Origin of the sequence: Halopenitus salinus, from assembly GCF_042662125.1 — an archaeon.
Taxonomy (GTDB): domain Archaea; phylum Halobacteriota; class Halobacteria; order Halobacteriales; family Haloferacaceae; genus Halopenitus; species Halopenitus salinus.
This window is the reverse complement of record NZ_JBHSXL010000003.1, coordinates 142,819-161,173: the sequence shown is the minus strand read 5'-3', so window position 1 is coordinate 161,173 and position 18,355 is coordinate 142,819. Positions and strand designations below refer to the sequence as shown.

17 protein-coding genes are annotated in these 18,355 nt (G+C 68.3%); 11 read left to right on the top strand and 6 right to left on the bottom strand.

Features of this window, described 5'->3' with window-relative positions; all coding sequences use genetic code 11:
- Positions 1-777 carry a DNA methyltransferase gene (locus ACFQE9_RS03565; protein WP_379740429.1) on the bottom strand — a complete coding sequence of 259 codons (777 nt, stop codon included), beginning with the start codon at positions 775-777 and terminating at the stop codon, positions 1-3.
- 70 nt (positions 778-847) lie between these two features.
- Positions 848-2,050 carry a redox-regulated ATPase YchF gene (locus tag ACFQE9_RS03560; RefSeq protein ID WP_379740426.1) on the bottom strand — a complete coding sequence of 401 codons (1,203 nt, stop codon included), beginning with the start codon at positions 2,048-2,050 and terminating at the stop codon, positions 848-850.
- Positions 2,051-2,241: 191 nt separating this feature from the next.
- Between ACFQE9_RS03560 and ACFQE9_RS03555 the strand changes: the two genes are divergently transcribed.
- On the top strand, positions 2,242-2,718 hold the full coding sequence (locus ACFQE9_RS03555) for a 50S ribosomal protein L11 (RefSeq protein ID WP_379740423.1): 477 nt from the start codon (positions 2,242-2,244) through the stop codon (positions 2,716-2,718).
- Positions 2,719-2,852: 134 nt separating this feature from the next.
- Here the strand turns inward: ACFQE9_RS03555 and ACFQE9_RS03550 are convergent, their stop codons facing one another.
- Positions 2,853-3,299 carry a hypothetical protein gene (locus ACFQE9_RS03550; protein WP_379740420.1) on the bottom strand — a complete coding sequence of 149 codons (447 nt, stop codon included), beginning with the start codon at positions 3,297-3,299 and terminating at the stop codon, positions 2,853-2,855.
- 203 nt (positions 3,300-3,502) lie between these two features.
- On the opposite strand from ACFQE9_RS03550, the gene ACFQE9_RS03545 reads away from it, so the two are divergent.
- The 3 genes from ACFQE9_RS03545 to rpl12p are packed head-to-tail and all read left to right on the top strand — an operon-like array spanning position 3,503 to position 5,559.
- On the top strand, positions 3,503-4,141 hold the full coding sequence (locus tag ACFQE9_RS03545; protein ID WP_379740417.1) for a 50S ribosomal protein L1: 639 nt from the start codon (positions 3,503-3,505) through the stop codon (positions 4,139-4,141).
- Positions 4,138-5,187 carry a 50S ribosomal protein L10 gene (locus ACFQE9_RS03540; protein ID WP_379740414.1) on the top strand — a complete coding sequence of 350 codons (1,050 nt, stop codon included), beginning with the start codon at positions 4,138-4,140 and terminating at the stop codon, positions 5,185-5,187. Before ACFQE9_RS03545 ends, ACFQE9_RS03540 begins: the two co-directional genes overlap by 4 nt.
- A gap of 18 nt (positions 5,188-5,205) precedes the next feature.
- A complete protein-coding gene (gene rpl12p, locus ACFQE9_RS03535) occupies positions 5,206-5,559 on the top strand; it encodes a 50S ribosomal protein P1 (RefSeq protein WP_379740411.1) in 354 nt (117 codons plus the stop codon).
- Between the two features lie 147 nt (positions 5,560-5,706).
- Here the strand turns inward: rpl12p and ACFQE9_RS03530 are convergent, their stop codons facing one another.
- Both ACFQE9_RS03530 and hisD read right to left on the bottom strand, forming a co-directional pair.
- Entirely contained in the window at positions 5,707-7,122 is a 1,416-nt protein-coding gene (locus tag ACFQE9_RS03530; RefSeq protein WP_379740408.1) for an NAD(P)/FAD-dependent oxidoreductase, read from the bottom strand.
- Positions 7,123-7,230: 108 nt separating this feature from the next.
- Positions 7,231-8,532, bottom strand: a complete 1,302-nt coding sequence (hisD, locus tag ACFQE9_RS03525; RefSeq protein ID WP_379740405.1) for a histidinol dehydrogenase — start codon at positions 8,530-8,532, stop codon at positions 7,231-7,233.
- 173 nt (positions 8,533-8,705) lie between these two features.
- Here hisD and ACFQE9_RS03520 point away from each other — a divergent pair, with 173 nt between their 5' ends.
- The 5 genes from ACFQE9_RS03520 (at position 8,706) to ACFQE9_RS03500 (ending at position 13,317) form a co-directional block, all read left to right on the top strand.
- Complete coding sequence (locus tag ACFQE9_RS03520) at positions 8,706-10,406, top strand: spermidine synthase (RefSeq protein WP_379740401.1); 1,701 nt, start codon at positions 8,706-8,708, stop codon at positions 10,404-10,406.
- Between the two features lie 85 nt (positions 10,407-10,491).
- On the top strand, positions 10,492-11,139 hold the full coding sequence (locus ACFQE9_RS03515) for a GNAT family N-acetyltransferase (protein ID WP_379740397.1): 648 nt from the start codon (positions 10,492-10,494) through the stop codon (positions 11,137-11,139).
- Between the two features lie 26 nt (positions 11,140-11,165).
- Positions 11,166-12,146 carry a flap endonuclease-1 gene (gene fen, locus ACFQE9_RS03510; RefSeq protein ID WP_379740394.1) on the top strand — a complete coding sequence of 327 codons (981 nt, stop codon included), beginning with the start codon at positions 11,166-11,168 and terminating at the stop codon, positions 12,144-12,146.
- A gap of 113 nt (positions 12,147-12,259) precedes the next feature.
- Entirely contained in the window at positions 12,260-12,565 is a 306-nt protein-coding gene (locus tag ACFQE9_RS03505; protein ID WP_379740391.1) for a hypothetical protein, read from the top strand.
- Between the two features lie 134 nt (positions 12,566-12,699).
- Positions 12,700-13,317, top strand: coding sequence for a YIP1 family protein (locus tag ACFQE9_RS03500; protein ID WP_379740388.1), 618 nt, complete (start codon positions 12,700-12,702; stop codon positions 13,315-13,317).
- Here the strand turns inward: ACFQE9_RS03500 and ACFQE9_RS03495 are convergent.
- Positions 13,314-14,000: an O-methyltransferase gene (locus tag ACFQE9_RS03495; protein ID WP_379740385.1), complete on the bottom strand. Its 687-nt coding sequence runs from the start codon at positions 13,998-14,000 to the stop codon at positions 13,314-13,316. The genes ACFQE9_RS03500 and ACFQE9_RS03495 overlap by 4 nt on opposite strands.
- 185 nt (positions 14,001-14,185) lie before the next feature.
- Here ACFQE9_RS03495 and ACFQE9_RS03490 point away from each other — a divergent pair, with 185 nt between their 5' ends.
- On the top strand, positions 14,186-16,429 hold the full coding sequence (locus ACFQE9_RS03490; protein ID WP_379740382.1) for a DHH family phosphoesterase: 2,244 nt from the start codon (positions 14,186-14,188) through the stop codon (positions 16,427-16,429).
- Between the two features lie 155 nt (positions 16,430-16,584).
- Positions 16,585-18,300: a tRNA uridine(34) 5-carboxymethylaminomethyl modification radical SAM/GNAT enzyme Elp3 gene (locus ACFQE9_RS03485; protein ID WP_379740378.1), complete on the top strand. Its 1,716-nt coding sequence runs from the start codon at positions 16,585-16,587 to the stop codon at positions 18,298-18,300.
- Positions 18,301-18,355: the final 55 nt, after the last annotated feature.

The window sequence follows — 18,355 nt, the reverse complement described above, 5'->3', positions numbered from 1 at the left end:
TCACGTTCCTTTTCGATCGAACACGAGACAGTAGCAGTGGTCGTAGCCGTAGCCGTAGCGTCCCTCCTCGACGACCGCCTCCCCTTCCTCCTCCTCGAACCCGACGACGATCTCGGTTCGGAACCGGTAGCCGTCGGCGCGGTCGATCGCCTCGGCGAGGTCCCACGCGAGCGTCGTCACGGCGGGACCGGCTCGCAGGTTCGAGGCCTCGACGACGACCGTGGCGTCCGCGGCGAGGAGGTCGTTCACGGCCTCGAAGGCGTCGGTCATCGCCTCGAGGTACTCCTCGTAGGTTCCATCCCCGCGGTAGTTGTCGAGGGGATCGGTGTCCGTGCCCTCGAGCATGTACGGCGGGGCGGTGTACAACAGATCGGCGGAGGGCGGTACGACTCCCGAATCACGGAACGCCGCATCCCCGGCGGTCGCGTCGCCGACGGCGACGTGGAATCCCTCGTCGACGCCGGTCGCCGCGTCCTGATCGTGCTCTCTCGCCCGGCTCGACGGGCCTCGATCGCGATCCGTGGCGAGCCGATCGCGGACGTATTCGACGCGTCGCTCCTCCAGTTCGATCCCGTACGCCTCACGCTCGAGACGCCGGGCGGCTCGAAGCGTCGTTCCCAAGCCGGCGAACGGATCGAGGACGGAGTCGCCGGGATCGGAGAACTCCTCGATGGCCCAATCGGGGAGCGCCGGCGGCGAACGGACGTCGATCTCCGCCCACTTCGGTAGGGACTCCGGATCGCCGTGCGGAAGCGTCTGAACGGTTCGTGTTCGCACGAACGGGGATTCGCCGGCGAACCCCATAAACGTCTCCGAGGGCCCCGTGACGGCCGGACGATCGTGGTCGCTACGCCGTCGCCTGCTTCGTGGAGACGAGTTCGATCACGTCGCGGTGGGAGAGCGCGTGGTCCTTGCCGACCTGACGGTCGCTGCGGCAGTCGATCCCGTGCAGCAGTCCCTCCCCGATGTCGGAGTGGATGTGATAGGCGAAGTCCTCGGTCGTCGACCCCTCGGGCAGGAGAAAGCAGTCGCGGAAAACGCCCTTCTCGTCCCTGGGACCGTTCGCCGATCCGGGGAAGACGGCGATGCAGCCGAGCACGTCGAAGACCGCGGCCTCGAGACACGACTGGACGCCCGTCCCGCCGTACTCCTCGAGGAACGTTCCGATCCGATCGAGTCCCTCTCGCTGTTCGGCGGAGACGTCCGCGCGGATCTCGAAGTCGTCGTCGCCGGCGACGTAGTCGACCGCTCCGGCCTCGTCGGCGTTCTTGAGTGCTTTCTCCGCGTGCGCGCTCGCGGGTACGAAGGTGAGGTGATCGTAGTCGGGGTCGGACGTGATCTCCTCGAAGTTGCGCTGTGCTTCGGGAGTGTCCATCTTGTTGGCGGCGACGACCATCGGCTTGGTCCGCTTTCTGATCTCGCGGGCGAGGCCCTCCCGGTCGGCCGCATCCCAGCTGTCGGCGTCGAGTTCGAGCCCCTCGGCGAGGATCGTCTGTTTGACCCCGTCCGGCGTGATCCCGAACGCGGAGAGCTGTTCGGCCAGGTCCTCCTCGATCGCGGCCTCCGCGCCGTGGTACCTCGTGCCGTGTTTGTCGATCCCCTTCTCGAGGACGTCGAGGTACCACGCGTCGAGCTCCTCCTCGAGGAAGTCGATGTCCTCGCGGGGGTCGTGTCCCTCGGTCGGCTCGCCCTCGATGTCGGTGGTACCGGAGAAGTCGACGACGTGGACGAGCACGTCCGTCTCGTTGAGGTCGCTCAGAAACTGGTTGCCGAGCCCGCGACCCTCGTGGGCGCCGGGAACGAGCCCCGCGACGTCGACGAGTCGAACGGGAACGAAGCGCGTCCCCTCGGTACAGACGCCGACGCTCGGCGTGCACGTCTCGTCGAACTCCGGCGCCGCACACGGCACGCGGACGTACGCCTCGCCGACGCTCGGGTCGATCGTGGTGAACGGGTAGGCCCCCTCGGGCACGTCGTTCATCGTCGCCGCGTTGAAGAACGTCGATTTGCCCACCGAGGGCTTGCCGACGAGTCCGATCCGGTAGCTCATGGAATTCCTGCGGGGCGGTACGGTAAAAACGGCGCGAGAGCGACCGCCGCGTGGCAATCGCTCGCGTACACCCCGTGGCAACCGCCCGCATATCCCCATTGACGATCGGCTACGTACTCCCCTGTGACAACCGCTCGCGCACGCCGCGGCGAAGAACAATCGTTAAAAGTCGCGGTCGGGTTGATACGCGTATGGCTGGAACCATCGAAGTGCTCGTCCCCGGCGGGCAGGCCAACCCCGGCCCGCCGCTCGGCCCGGAGCTCGGGCCGACGCCGGTGGACGTGCAGGACGTCGTCAACGAGATCAACGAGGAGACCGCCGCCTTCGACGGGATGGAGGTCCCCGTCACCGTCGAGTACGACGACGACGGCTCCTTTAGCATCGAGGTCGGCGTCCCGCCGACTGCCGAGCTGATCAAGGACGAGGCCGGCTTCGAGACCGGCTCGGGCGAGCCGCAGTCGGAGTTCGTCGCCGACCTCGACGTCGAGCAGGTCAAGACGATCGCCGAACAGAAGTCCTCCGATCTGCTGGCCTACGACACGAAGAACGCCGCCAAGGAGATCGGCGGAACCTGCGCCTCCCTCGGCGTCACCATCGAGGGCGAGGACGCCCGAACGTTCGACGACCGCGTCGACGACGGCGAGTTCGACGACGTCCTCGAGGCCTGATCCGACCGACTCGATCACGTCCAACGCTTCCGTTTTCCGACCTCCCCGTACGTTTCCACACTTTTTCCGCACTTTCCTCGCACTTCCCTCGACGTCCGTCAACGCGGACGCCGACGTCGGGAGGTTCGGCCCGGTCAGCCCGGAAAGTAGAACACGAAGAGCAGAAAGAAGGTGATCGCGGCGGCGACGGCGACCACGACCGCGTACCAGATCGCGGCCAGAGCGAGGACGATCCGACCGTCGAGTCCGTCGCTCGAGGGGTCAAAACGACCGATCGCCGGCAGGACGACGGCGAGGATGACCCAGACGACCGCGGGATACCCGACGGCGACGAGGAACGTCCACCGGAACAGGGAGCGGCCGCCGATCCCGCCGCGAACGACGACCGCCCCGAGGAAGACGGCGGTCTGACCCACGACGACCGCAGCCATGAGGATCACGTAGTTCAGGACGTATCGGTCGGTCGGCCACTCGCCGATGGCGTCTCGAACGCTTGCGGCGGCGAGCACGGGCAGACACGCCGCCCCCGTGAGCAGCCAGACGAAGACCACTGCGACGATGGGACCGGTCCAGGAGGGCACGACCTCGGATCCGCCGACCCAAATAATCAATCTTGGGGCGCGCCCCATCCGGCCGGTCGATGGGCCTCCGAGCCTGTCGACGACTCCCACGCGCGCCCGCCCTTCGACGGGTTTAAACGACGCGTGGAGCAACGCTACGGTGAGACAGGCTTCGCCTGTTTCACTGACCCGTAGGAGCGTCCTGCGTACTACGGAGGTGAAAAATGGCAGACACAATAGAGGAGGCAGTTTCTCGCGCACTCGAGGAGTCACCCGAGCGGAACTTCCGTGAGACGGTGGACCTCGCGATCAACCTGCGCGATCTTGACCTCAACGATCCGTCGAATCGCGTCGACGAGTCCGTCGTGCTGCCGGCTGGAACGGGACAGGACACACAGATCGTCGTCTTCGCGGAGGGTGAAACCGCCGTCCGCGCGGCCGAGGTCGCAGACGAGGTTCTCGACTCCGAGGACCTCGAGGACCTCGGTGACGACGACGACGCCGCAAAGGACCTCGCCGATGAGACCGACTTCTTCATCGCCGAGGCAAGCCTGATGCAGGACATCGGTCGGTACCTCGGTACCGTCCTCGGTCCTCGCGGCAAGATGCCTACCCCCCTACAGCCGGACGACGACGTCGTCGAGACAGTCAATCGGATGAAGAACACGGTGCAGCTGCGATCGGGTGACCGGCGCACCTTCCACACCCGCGTGGGTGCGGAGGACATGGACGCCGAGGCCATCTCGGACAACATCGACGTCATCATCCGCCGTCTCGAGGCCGACCTCGAGAAGGGCCCGCTCAACATCGACGGGATCTTCGTCAAGACGACGATGGGTCCCGCAGAGGAGGTGCCCGTATGAGCTCCGCGCGGCGAACCGAGACCATCCCCGAGTGGAAAAAGGAGGAGGTCGACGAGCTCGTCGACTTCATCGACTCCTTCGCCTCGGTCGGGATCGTCGGCGTCGCCGGTATTCCGAGCCGCCAGCTCCAGGCGATGCGTCGCGAGCTTCACGGCTCCGCCGACCTGCGGATGAGCCGCAACACGCTCGTCGTGCGCGCGCTCGAGGAGGTCGACGAGGGCGTCGAGCAGCTCGCCGAGGACGTGAGCGGCCAGGTCGCCCTCGTGGGCACGAACGACAACCCGTTCGGGCTGTTCAAACAGCTCGAGGCCTCGAAGACGCCGGCGCCGATCAACGCCGGCGAGGTCGCCCCGAACGACATCGTCATTCCCGAGGGCGACACCGGGGTCGACCCCGGTCCGTTCGTGGGCGAGCTTCAGACGGTCGGCGCGGCCGCCCGGATCCAGGAGGGCTCGATCCAGGTCACGGAGGACTCGACCGTGCTCGAGGAGGGCGAGGTCGTCTCCGAGGACCTCGCGAGCGTCCTCACCGAGCTCGGCATCGAGCCCAAGGAGGTCGGACTCGATCTGAAGTCCGTCTACTCCGAGGGCGTGCTCTTCGAGCCCGAGGAACTCGCGATCGACGTCGAGGAGTACGCGGCCGACATCGAGTCGGCCGCCGCCGCCGCGCGCAACCTCTCCATCAACGCCACCTACCCGACGGCCCGCACCGCCGGAACCCTTCTCGCGAAGGCGTCCGGCGAGGCGAAGTCCGTCGCGTTGCACGCCGAGATAGAGAGCCCGGACGTCGTGCCCGACCTGATCGGGAAGGCCGACGCCCAGCTTCGCGCGCTCGCGGCGCAGATCGACGACGAGGAGGCGCTCCCCGAGGAGCTGCAGGGCGTCGACGCCCCCGCAGCTGACGCGGACGCCGACGAGGAGGAGGAACAGGCTGATGAAGGATCGGACGCCGAGGAGGCCGACGACTCCGACGCCGCCGACGTCGAGGACGATGACGACGGCGACGACGGGGACGCCGGCGACGGTCTCGGCGCCATGTTCGGATAACACACGGAGATTACACCAATGGAATACGTTTACGCTGCGCTCATCCTGAACGAAACGGGCGAAGAGATCAACGAGGACAACATCACGTCGGTGCTCGACGCCGCCGGCGTCGACGTCGAGGAATCCCGCGTCAAGGCGCTCGTCGCGGCCCTCGAGGACGTCGACATCGAGGACGCCATCGAGACGGCCGCCGCCGCACCCGCCGCACCCGCCGCGGGTGCCGCTGCGGGCGGCGCCGCCGAGACCGGCGGCGACGATGACGAGGACGCCGACGAGGACGCCGACGAGGCGGCCGAAGAGGAGGAAGCCGAAGCGGAGGAGGACGAGGACGAAGGCGACGGCGGCGAGGGCCTCGGCGAGCTGTTCGGCTGAATCTCCGAAATCCGGAACGCGCCTCCGCGGCGCCCGAACGTGCGGCTCGTTCCTCACGAAACGCGCATTTTTGTGCGATCGAACGACGAGCGACGCCGTCGTCGATCGAGAGTACGGCGATCGGGCTACGGTGAACGGACGGGACAGCTAGTACACGTACTCGTCGGCGGTGATCTGGGTGTAGTTGCCCCGTAGCTTGCGTTTGTGCCACTTGTAGGACAAAAGCAGCTTCGTGGCGCCCCAGCCGGCGGAGTAGCTCCGCTTCAACAGGTCGCTTCCCGTCTCGGCGGCCAACATGACGTCCGCGGTCTCGATGATCCGGTTCCAGTCGCTCGGCGTGTACTCGCCCACCATGTCGGCCATCGTGACGTTTCGCAACACCTCGTCGCCGATCGCCTCCTTCCAGCGTCGGTTGTACGCCGACAGATCCCCCTCGCCGGCGAGTTCCCCGGCGATCGCGCCCGTTCGGACCGCGACGTGGTCGCCGCCCTCGTGGAACGCCGAGGTGGTCCCCATCGCGCCGCCGGCGACGGCGATTCCGGCCTCCGTCGGCGAGTCGATCGGCCGCGTCGAGGAGATGGCGTAGGTCTCCGTGCCGCCGCGTTTCCCGGCGTCCTCGACGAGCGGGAAGTCCTCGAGGTCGTACTCGTCGCCGTACTGCCACTCGAGCAGTCGCTCGACGTATTCCGAGCCCTTCGGGATCGACTCGTCCGCCGGTCGGAGGAGCGTGTAGTCCTCGCGGTCCGCCACGTCGTCGATGTCGAGGCCGATGGGCATCGTGAGCCCGACGCGACAGACCCGATCCTGGTTCGGGAACACCCACGGATAGGCCGTCTCGCCGGGCATCACGCCCCACCAGAAGACGATGGCGTCCTCGAACTCCTCGTAGAGCTCCTCGGGGAAGCGTCGGTACTCCTGGTAGGCGATGTGGTTCGCGTCCCTGGAGGCGAGCCGCTTCGAGGCCGCCGACTCCTCGGGGAGATATCGATCGAGCACCCGGTTCGTCACCGTCCGCTGTGGACCGTCGGCGAGGATCAGGAAGTCGGCGCCGACGTCGTCCCCGGAGGCGAGTCGGACGACGTGTCGAGGATCCGAATCGGATCCCTGCCCGCCGCGACCGCCCCTGGAGGGATCGACGGACCGATCCGTCTCGACGTCCCGGACCGACGCCTCCACGCGGTAGGTCGCGCCGGCCGCCTCGGCGCGCTCCCTGAGGAAGTCGTCGAATCGGGCCCGGTGGAAGGTGTATCCGAAGGCGTCGTAGGAGGAATCGATCCCGGTGTGATACAGGCTACAGCTCGCATCCGGCCCGCGGAAGTCAGCCCGTTCGAGCTCGTTTTGGACGACGCCGTCGGGGAACTCGTCGGGATGGATTCCCATGATGTCGACCCAGTAATCGAGGATGCCGGCCGCGTCCGTCGAGTCGGGGCCGAGCCCCTCGCGGTCGGCGCGCGGGACGCCCTTCTCCAACACGAGCGCGTCCGCACCCGCGCTCGCGGCCGCGTGTGCCGCCGAGGCGCCGGCGGGGCCGCCGCCGACGATCGCCACGTCTACGCGTTCCATACTCGGAGAGGACGCGCTCGGGCTATTAAATCACCGGACGGAATCCGACCCCTGAACGAGGACGGATCGCCGATCGGCGTGGGAGTCCGGACGGGCACCACTCACAGTTCACTCGAGGCGTCGACGGACGCTCTCCGCGTGTGCCTCCAGCCCTTCCGCCTCGGCGAGCGTCGTGATCGTCTCCGAGAGGTCCGACAGCGCCTCGCGATCGAGCCGCTGAACGGTCGACGAGCGGAGGAAGGTCTCGGTCGACAGTCCGCCGTACCGCTTCGCGCCGCCGTTCGTCGGCAGGACGTGGTTCGGTCCGGCCGCGTAGTCGCCGGCGGCGACCGGCGAGTAGGGCCCCAGGAACGCCGATCCGACGTTCGAGATCCGATCGAGGAGCGCCTCGTCCTCTTCGGCCTGGATCGAGAGGTGCTCGGCCGCGTACTCCTCGGCGAAGAGCACGGCCTCCGACATCGAGCGGGCGAGGAGGACGCCGGAGGCGTCGCCGGAGAGTCCCTGCCGGATCGTTTCCGCGCGCTCGCGCTCGTCGATCGACGCCGCGAGCGCCGCCGTGATCGCCTCGGCGGTGTCGCGGTCGTCGGTCACCGCGACCACGGACGTGTTCGGATCGTGTTCCGCCTGTGCGAGCAGGTCGGCGGCGACGAACTCGGGGTCCGCGGTCGCGTCGGCGAGCACGAGCACCTCGCTCGGGCCGGCGAGGAAGTCGATCTCCACGTCGCCGCGCACCTCGGCCTTCGCGGCCGTGACCCACCGGTTGCCCGGTCCGACGACCTTCTGGACCGGGGTCACCGTCTCGGTGCCGTAGGCGAGCGCCGCGACGGCCTGTGCGCCGCCGACCTGATAGACCGCGTCGGCGCCGGCCTCGTGGATGGCCGCGAGCGTCACGGGGTTGATCTCGTCGGCCGGGGGGGTCGCAACGGCGACGTGATCAACGCCCGCGACCGTCGCGGGGACCACCCCCATGATCGCACTCGAGGGGTAGGCGGCGGTGCCGCCGGGGACGTAGACGCCGGCGTACTCGATCGGGCGGAACCGTCGACCCAGCTCTCGGCCGTCGATCGTCTCCCGCTCGTCCTCGGGCAGTTGGCGTTCGTGGAACTCGCGGACGTTCGCGGCCGCCTCCCGGATCGCCTCCAGTCGGGGATCTCCGGCGTCCTCGAGTTCGTCGTGGGCGCGCGCCGCCTGGTCGGTGACGTCGACGTTCCCGACCGCGACGTCGTCGAACTCCTCGGCGAACTCGCGAAGTGCGACGTCGCCCTCCGCTCGCACACGCGAGACGATCTCGCGGACGTCCTCGCGGACCGCCTCGACGCCGGCGTCGCGCTCGAAGAACGCCCGCCGCTCGTCGGGCGACAGCTCGGAGACCTCGCGGACGGCCACCGGCCGGTTCTCGGGGTCGTTCATACCGCCGCTGGGGGACGCGCCGAAAAAGGCGTTCCGGATGGGGGGATACCGTCGGGGCGAGTGTTCGGACGCCGTCCGGGCGCCGTCCGGGCGCCGTCGTTCCGTCCCGGCGCCAGCGTTTCAAAGCGGTTAGGCGCGAAGCCTTAACACGTATCGCGACCGATCGATCCACGATGGGCGTCCCCGACGGAGTCACCGATCGACGCGTGAGCCGGGCCGAGCTGGCCGTCTTCGTCTCGGGCGTCGCGAGCATGGGCCTCGAGATCCTCGCCGGACGGATCGTGGCGCCGCAGTTCGGCAGCAGCATCTACACGTGGGGGACCATCATCGGGGTGTTTCTCGCCGCGTTGAGCGCCGGGTACCTCCGCGGCGGGAAGCTCGCCTCCCGGCGTGCGGAGCCGGCGCGGTTGGCGCGACTCCTGGTGTGGACCGCCGTCTGGGTCGCCCTCCTCGTCTTCGCCGGCGACCTCCTGTTGCGCTCGACGGTGGCGTTCCCGCTGCCGAGCCGTGTCGCCTCGCTGCCCGCCGTCGTCCTGCTGTTCGGTCCCCCGACCTACCTGCTCGGGTTCATCAGCCCCTACGGGGCCGAGCTGTCGCGCAAGGGGGGCCTCGGCGAGGCCTCGGGCCACGTCTACGCGGTGGGAACGATCGGCAGCATCGTCGGGGCGTTCGGGACGACCTACCTGCTCGTCCCCACCCTCGGCGTCGACGCCATCGGGTTCGTATTCGGGGTGCTCCTCGTCGCGACCGCCGCGACGCTGGTTCTGCCGTCGCCCTCACGTGAGTCGATCGTCGCCATCGGCGGCGCGTTCGTTCTCCTCGTCGCCGCCGTATCGACCGGCGCGGCCGGCGTGGCTCCGGAGGGCGAGATCGTCTACCAGACGCAGACCCCCTATCAGCAACTCGAGGTCATAGACAGCGGTGACACTCGAACGCTGTATCTCGACGGGCAACGCCACAGCGCGATGGACCGCTCGGATCCGACCCGACACGTCTTCGAGTACACCCGCTATTTCCACCTGCCGTACCTCTTCGCCGAGGACCCCGACGACATCGACCGGGTTCTCTTCGTCGGCGGCGGCGGGTTCACCGGGCCAAAGCGGTTCGCGGAGGAGTACGACGCCACGGTCGACGTCGTCGAGATCGACCCGGAGGTGATCGACGTCTCGAAGCGATACTTCGCGGTCGAGGAGTCCGACCAGCTGCGGATCCACAACGACGACGGTCGACGGTTCCTCCGGGAGTCGAACGAGACCTACGACCTGATCGTCCTCGACGCCTACAAGAAGGACAAGGTGCCCTTCCAGCTCACCACGGTCGAGTTCATGGAGCTGGCCGACGACCGCCTGAGCGAGGACGGGATGGTCTTCGCCAACGTCATCTCCGCCCCGAGCGGCCCGGCCTCGAAGTTCTATCGCGCCGAGTACGCCACGATGGACGCGGTCTACCCGCACGTGTATTCGTTCCCGACCGCCGGAGGAACCGTCATCCAGAACGTCGAGATGATCGCAACGAAGAACGAGACGGTCGTCACGGAGGAGACCCTCCGCGATCGAAACGCCCGCCGTGACATCGGGATCGACCTCTCCTCGGAGATCGGGAACTACCGCCGCGAGGAGGACGTCGGAGACGCTCCGGTGTTGCGGGACGACTACGCGCCCGTGGACGCGCTCCTCGATCCGATGGTGGGCCAGCGGTACGTGATCGACGAGGCCGGCGCGGTCGAGAACGCCTCGAGCGACTCGGCCTCCTCGAACGATTCGGACGTCTCGAGCGGCGAGGATGATCCGGCACGAGTGGTGGTCAACGCCTCCCCGGCGGCGCTACGGGCACGTCCCGCCCACGATCAACGCGGACGTCCCGCCGAAGGCTGACCTCGGGGCGAGCGGGCTGCACTCGGTGCGGATCCGGGATTCGCGACGATCACGCTCAAGGCCGACCCGCTCGAACCCCGACTCGATGGACCACGAGCTGCTCGGCTGGCCCGAGGACGAGCCCGCGCTCCGGCTCGACTACCGGGCGTTCAGCTACGCGGGCAAATTCGCGACCGGGAACGCCGGCGTGGCCGTGTTGCGCGCGGCTGATCCGGGATCCGTCGCTCCCGGCTGGGAGCCGGACCCGTCGCTTCCCGACCCCGCCCCGCGTCGGGACGAGGACGAGGAGGGGAAGTCGGGCGAGTCCGCCGAACTGGCCGAGGACGTGATCGCCGCGGTCGCGTTCAACGCCGATCGGACGGAGCCGGGGACGCTTTGGATCCGATACGTCTCGGTCCACGCGGCGCGCCGCGGCGAGGGACACGCACCTCGTCTCGTCGCGTTCCTCGTCGATCGCGCATGCGATAGAGGCTACGAGCGGCTCCGGATCGGGGTGAACAACCCGTTCGCCTACGAGGCGCTCTACAAGGTGGGGTTCGCGTTCACCGGACGGGAGACCGGCGTCGCGGAACTCGTCCTGGAGCGACCGACGACCGAGCCCGCCGATCGCGATCCGGAGACCTACCGGTCGGGGCTGGACGTCTATCGCGACCGGCAGCGGGGCGATCCCGAGGCGTCGTTTCTCGAGGCACGCGTCGGGACCGATCCGCCGGCTCTCGTCTCCGAGGTTTAAGGCGTCGCGGCGATTCCCTCCGGTCGATGGGTAACGCCGACCTGCGTTCGCTGGCGTCGATCCGCGAGATCGAGTTCGCGGAGATCGAGGGCAGCGTCGTCGCCGTGGACGCGCACAACTGGCTGTACCGATACCTGACGACGACCGTCAAGTGGACCCGCGACGAGGTGTACACGACCGGGGACGGGACGGAGGTCGCGAACCTGATCGGGATCGTCCAGGGGCTCCCGAAGTTCTTCGAACACGATCTGGTCCCGGTCTTCGTCTTCGACGGCGAGGTGACCGAGTTCAAGGACGCGGAGATCGCGGACCGCCGCGAGAAGCGCGAGGCGGCCGAGAAGCGACGGGAGGCGGCCGAAGAACGCGGCGACGCGGTCGAGGCCGCACGCCTGGAGGCACGGACACAGCGGCTCACCGACGTCATCCAGGAGACGACGCGTGGGCTCCTCGAACGGCTGGACGTGCCGATCGTCGAGGCTCCGGCGGAGGGGGAGGCACAGTGTGCGCACATGAACGCGGTCGGCGACGTCGACTACGCGGGCAGCGAGGACTACGACACGCTGCTCTTCGGGGCGCCGGCGACCCTGCGACAGTTGACGAGCAAGGGGAACCCCGAACTGATGGAGCTGGAGGCGACGCTCGGGGAGCTCGGGCTCACGCGCGAACAGCTCGTCGACGTCGCGCTGCTCTGTGGGACCGACTTCAACGACGGGATCTCCGGGATCGGGCCGAAGACGGCGGTCTCGGAGATCGAGGAGCACGGCGATCTGTGGGGCGTCCTCGGGGCGCGCGGCGAGACGATGTCGAACGCGGCGGCCCTCCGGGAGCTGTTCCTCGATCCACCCGTCGACGAGGACTACGCGATCGACGTCGACATCGACCCCGACGTCGAGGCCGCGCGACGGTACGTCACGGAGCGGTGGGAGGTCGATCCCGATGAGGTCGAACGCGGCTTCGAACGGATCGAGGACACGTTGGTCCAGACCGGGCTCGACCGGTGGACCTGACGGTTAAGCCGGATTTAAAACGTCGTGTTACGCCCCACATAGCGTATATTCGGCTAAATCCGGGTTGAGAAACTCGACCCCTCATTACCCCTCCGGACACATGGTCGAGTGCAATGTTCGAAACCGATCCGACCCTGCTGGTAGCGTTGACGAACGAGTTCGCCGCGACGTGGACGAACGGCCTCGCAGACGCGGTCGCGCTCGCGGGACCGCCCTCGGATCTCCCGTCGGCGGTTCCCGACTTCGTGGGCGACATCCACGACGCGATCCGATCGTTCTCCCCCGGTGACGGCGGGCTCGGCGAGACCATCCGCGATCTCACGCCCGGCGGCGGCGAGGGCGGTCCGGCCGACGCCGGAAACGGATCGAGCGGGGCATCCGAGGCGGCGAACGGCGGCGATGGCCCCAGCGACGAATAGACGTCGGCGTAGCCGGTTGTTCCCGGTGTCGTTGACGAATGAGTCCCGGTGTCGTTGACGAATCCGGGCACAGCCGGTGATCGATACGGACTCGAACCGCAATCGTTCTACGTGCGACCCTCCGACTGCCGGGCGTGACGACGTGGATCGAAAACCCCGAGGGCGGACGCGACCGGGGGCCGCGCGGGCTCGCTCGCGCGTGGGTGGAGGTGCTCGTTCGGCCCGCGCGGTTCTTCCGACACGGGGTGAGCCCCGGCGATCAGGCGCCCGGATTGACCTTCGCGATCGTCGTCGCGGCGGCGTTCACGGGCGGTTGGATGGTCGCCGACCCGGCCGTCATCCCCTCGATCGCGGGATCGAATCTCGCCTCCGCGGCGGTCACGCTGCTCATCGTCGCCGTCCTCGGCGCGCCCGTCGGATTGCATCTGACGGCGGTTACGGCGGTCCTTTCCGTGATCCTCGCGAGCCTCCGGCGGACGGAGTCGGGGGGGATCGGGTTCGGCGATCGCGGCGGCGTGAGCGAGACCGTCCAGACGATCGCGTACGCCTCGGCACCGTTCGCGCTGGCCGGGCCGCCGATCCCGGCGGTGCGGATCGCGTGTGCGATCTACGCCACCGCGCTTCTCGTCGTCGGATTTCGGACCGTCCACGGGTTCTCGTGGGTTCGAGCCGTGCTCGCCTCCATCCCGCCGGCGCTGATCGGCTTCTGGGTGGGGTACCGCGCGCTCGCGTCCCTGCGGATCGTGTTCTAGAGCCGAACCGAAACGACGAGCCCGTCGCCGAGCGGCACGACCGCGGTCTCGAAGTCGGGATCCGAGCGAACGTGCTCGAGGTACGCGACCGCGCCCTCGAGCGAGGGGTGTTTCGACGTCGAACGTTCCGACTCCGAGACCCGACTTTCCCCCTCGAGGGCGTCGACCAGATCGTCCGGTCGAACGGCCCCCGTGTGGAGGACGTTGTCGGCGATCACGACGGCGTTCTCCGAGAGCTTTCCCCGAACCGCCTCGAACCCCTCGACGTATCTGCTGGTTTCGTGGTCGAGCAGGACCAGATCGAAGGGGCCGTCGTACCGCTCCACGATCTCGAGCGCGTCCCCGTGCTCGAAGGTCGCCCGGTCTTCGAGGCCGCCGCGCTCGAAGTAGTCGCGGGCCTGCTCGAGTTCGTCCGCGTCGAACTCCGTGAGAACGATCCGACCGTCGGACCCGATCGCGGGGGCCATCCAATAGGCCGAGTAGCCGAAGCCGGATCCGAACTCGATGGCCGAGGACACCCCCCGCATTCGAACGCAGAGCCGGAGGAACGCGCCGACCTCCGGACCGACGGTCGGGAACCTCTCGCGATCGGCACGAGCCTCCATCTCCTCGCGGACCGCGTCGGACTCGGGGGCCGTCAACTTGAGGATCCGGTCGACGGCCTCCGTGTGAAGGATGGACATGGAACGTCCGTCGTCGGTCGGCGATCGCCTTGGTCGTTTCGCCGGTTCGTCCCCCGATCGTCGGGGTATGTCGGATCAGCATTTGGACGGTGGGTGGCGACACGCGACGGGGACGAGCGGCGATCGCGTTCGTCCCGGCGTGCTTTCGACAACCGTTTTAGGCGGGAGGGGTTGTGTGGGAACAAATGGGAGCCTGCATCATCTGTGGCGCCTCCGTGGACGGCCACATCTGTGAGTCGCACCAGGAGGACGTCGTGTTCGACTTCCGCGGGGACGACCCGCATCAGCTCGTCTCGAACCGGTTCTACCGCGGCACGGTCGACGGCTACGCCGACTTCGGCGTCTTCGTGGACCTCGCGCCCGGCGTGACCGGCCTGTTGCACCGATCGGAACTCGACCGCCGCCTCGAGTCGCTGTCGTGGGAACCCGGAGACTCGGTGTTCGTCCGGGTCAAGAACGTCCGGGACAACGGCAACGTCGACCTCGGCTGGTCGATCCGCCAGTCCGACCGGGAGTTCCGCGGCACCCTCATCCAGGAGGGCGAGACGTCCCGGCTCCCCGAGTCGGAGGCGGACGAGGACGACGGGCAAGCGGACGAAGACGCCTCCGTGGAGGCGACGGCGGACGACGCGGGCGGGGACGAGTCGGGAAACGGTAACTCCGGTCGCGGCCCCGACGCGGGGTCCGCGGCCGAAGGGAACGCCGCCGAGGAGGTCGAATCGGAGACCGCCCCGGCCGCGCGAGCGGAACCGACGACCGACGGTTCGACGACCGCCGCCGTCGAACCCGATACGGACGCTGACGCGTCCGATGCCGCGGAGGAGGCCGTCGAGGCCGGCACGGACGCTACAGTGACCGATACCGATACTGATACCGATACCGATGTGGACGCTTCCGCGAGCGACGACGCGGGTTCGGAACCGATCGAGGACGAGCGCGAGCGCGTCGAGATCGGGACTCTCGATGACCGTATCGATGAGTCGGTTCAGATCGAGGGCGAGGTCGTTGGCGTCCAACAGACCGGCGGACCGACCGTCTTCGAGGTCCGCGACGAGACCGGCGTCGTCGACGTCGCCGCCTTCGTCGAGCCCGGTGTGCGCGCGTACCCCGCCGTCGAGCTCGGTGACGTCGTCCGCATTCACGGCGACGTCGAGCGCCGTCGCGAGGAGATCCAGATCGAGACCGAGGCGCTCGCGATCCTCGAGGACGAGGCTGCGGAGACGGTCGAACGTCGTCTCGCGAACGCCATCACGGAGCGTGCACGCCCGGATACGCTCGACGCGCTCGGGGACGACGCCACCGTCGAGGCGCTCTCCGAACCCTTGCTCGACGCCGCGGAGGCGATCCGGCGTGCCGTCATCGAATCGCGGCCGATCGTCGTTCGACACCCCGCGAGTGCGGACGGATACGTCGCCGGCGCCGCGATCGAGCGCGCGGCGCTTCCGCTCATCCGCGAGGAGCACTCGAAACGCGACGCGGTCTACCACTACTTCACCCGCCGACCGCTCGAGGGGTCGGTCTACGGGATGGACGCCGCGACGAACGACGTCACGCGCATGCTGCAGGACCGGGACCGCCACGACGAGAAGCTGCCGCTGTTCCTGCTCGTCGGCACCGGCTCGACCGTCGAGTCGGCCGACGGGATCGGGCTGCTCGACGTCTATGACGCCACCTCCGTCGTGATCGACGCCGCCGTCGCCGATCCCGAGACGCGCGAGTCCGCGGACACGCTCGTCTCGCCGGAGCTCGCGGACGTCGACGGGACGCTCTCGACGGGCGCGCTCGTCTCCTCGCTCGCGGCGACGGTCAACGACGAGGTCCGCGGGGACCTCACGCACCTCCCGGCGGTCAGCTACTGGGAGGAAACCCCGGGCGTCTACGTCGAACTCGCCCGGACGGCGGGCTACGACGCGGAGCGAGTGACGGAGCTGCGGGAGGCCATCGAGCTCGAGGCGTACTACCAGTCCTACGAGGACAAACGTGAACTCGTCACCGACCTCCTCTTCGAGGACGGCGGCGATCTCGCGGCCCACGTCGCAGAGCAGTTCCGCGAGAAGCTGGAGATCGAGGTCGAAACCGCCCGCGCCAACCTACGAACCGAGGACGTGGACGGGATCGAGTTCGCCGTCCTCGACACGGACGCCTACAGCCATCGATACGACTTCCCGCCGGAAGCGCTTTTGGTCGAGGAGCTCCACCGCCGGGTCAGGGACGGTCGGACGGTCACGCTCGGCATCGGAACCGACGAGCTGTACGTGCGCTCGACGTTCGATCTCGCGATTCGCGAGGTCGCGGCCGCGGCCGACGAGATCGCTCCCCAGGCCGACGTCGCGACGGCGAGCGTCCGCGAGGGGAAACTCGAGTTCCTCTCTGGCGCGCGTGACGCCGTCGAAAACGCCGTGATCGCCGCGATCGCGGATCAGGCGTAGGCCGCGGTCCGCGCGGAGAGCGGTACGGTCAACCCGGATCGGACCGGACCGGTTCCGGCCCGTTCCGTCCGGGTCGATCCGCCGAGAAACGACTCGCGTTCGGTCGATCCCCCGGAACGACACCCTTATCCTCGAAACGCGACGATCCACGCACCATGAGTACCGACGCATCCGGCGAGGGGGCGAACTCGGAGGCGTTCGCCGCCGCCTGCCGGGAGCTCGTAGACCGGATCCTCGAGGGCGAGATCGGCCGCGAGGATCTCGAGTCCGCGAAACTCGACGTCTGCGGGTCGGTCTCCTCGCCGAAGGTTCCGAAGAACACGGACATCCTCGAGTACGCGCCCGAGGACCGCCGCGAGGAGGTCATGGAGGTGGTCCGTCGCAAGCCGGTCCGGACCGCCTCCGGCGTCTCGCCGGTCGCGATCATGACCTCGCCGAAGCTGTGTCCCCACGGGAAGTGTCTCTACTGTCCCGGCGGGCCCGCCTCGGAGTTCTCCTCCGCGCAGTCGTACACCGGCCACGAGCCGGCGGCGGCGCGTGGCAAACAGAACGACTACGACCCCTACGGACAGGTCACCCTGCGGCTCGAACAGCTCCGCCAGATCGGCCACCCGGTCGACAAGGTGGAGCTCATCCTGATGGGCGGCACGATGACGGCCCGCTCACACGACTACCAGGAGTGGTTCGTAAGGCGGGCCCTGGAGGCGATGAACGACTACGACCTCGAGTCCGATCCCGACCCCGCGGAGGGCGAGTCGTTCGCCCAGGACCCCGACGAGTACGAGTTCAGATACCTCGAGGACGTCATCGCCGAAAACGAGACGAACGAGATCAGAAACATCGGGACGACCTTCGAGACGAAGCCCGACTGGTGTGACCCCGAACAGATCGATCGGATGCTCGATCTCGGCGGAACGAAGGTCGAGGTCGGCGTGCAGACGACCTACGAGCGGATCAACCGCGAGATGCACCGGGGACACGGCAACCAGGCCTCGCGGGACGCCAACCGACGGCTTCGCGATGCGGGCTTCAAGGTCGGCTTCCACATGATGCCCGGCCAGCCCGGGATGACCCGCGAGATGTGTCTCGAGGACTTCAGACAGCTCTTCGACAGCCCGGAGTGGCGCCCCGACTACCTGAAGATCTATCCGACGCTCGTCGTCCGCGGGACGCGCGTCTACGACAGCTGGCACAACGACGAGTACGAGCCGCTCGACAACGAGACGGCCGCCGACCTGATCGCCGAGGTCATGGGCGAGATCCCCGAGTACACCCGCCTCCAGCGCGTCCAGCGCGACATCCCCGCGGACTTCATCGACGCCGGCGTCTGGAAGTCCAACCTCCGACAGCTCGCCGAACAGCGCGCCGAGGAGCGCGGCATCGAGATACGGGACATCCGCTCCCGGGAGGTCGGCATGAACGACGCCGATCCCGATCCGGACGCGATCGAGCTGTCGGTCACGGAGTACGAGGTCGCCGGCGGCACCGAACAGTTCATCTCGTTCGAGGATCCGGTCCGCGACCTTCTCGTCGGGTTCTGCAGGCTCCGGTTCCCCTCCTACGCTGCGGGCCAGCCCGGCACGCCGGGCACGGAGACCGACGTCGTCCGCCGGGAGCTCGAGGACGCGGCGATCGTCCGGGAGCTTCACGTCTACGGCAGCGAGGCGGCGATCGGCGAAGCCGCCGGAGACGCAGGGGACGGCTGGCAACACCGCGGATACGGACGCCGGCTGATCGAACGCGCCGAGGAGCACGCGCGGGACGCCGGATTCCGGAAGCTGGCGATCATCTCGGGGATCGGCGCCCGCCAGTACTACCGCCGGAAGCTCGGATACCACCAGGACGGACCGTACGTCTCGAAGCGGCTGTGACGCACGTCGGACGATCTGTACGCATCACACGTTCGATCGGAGGGAAACACGGAAA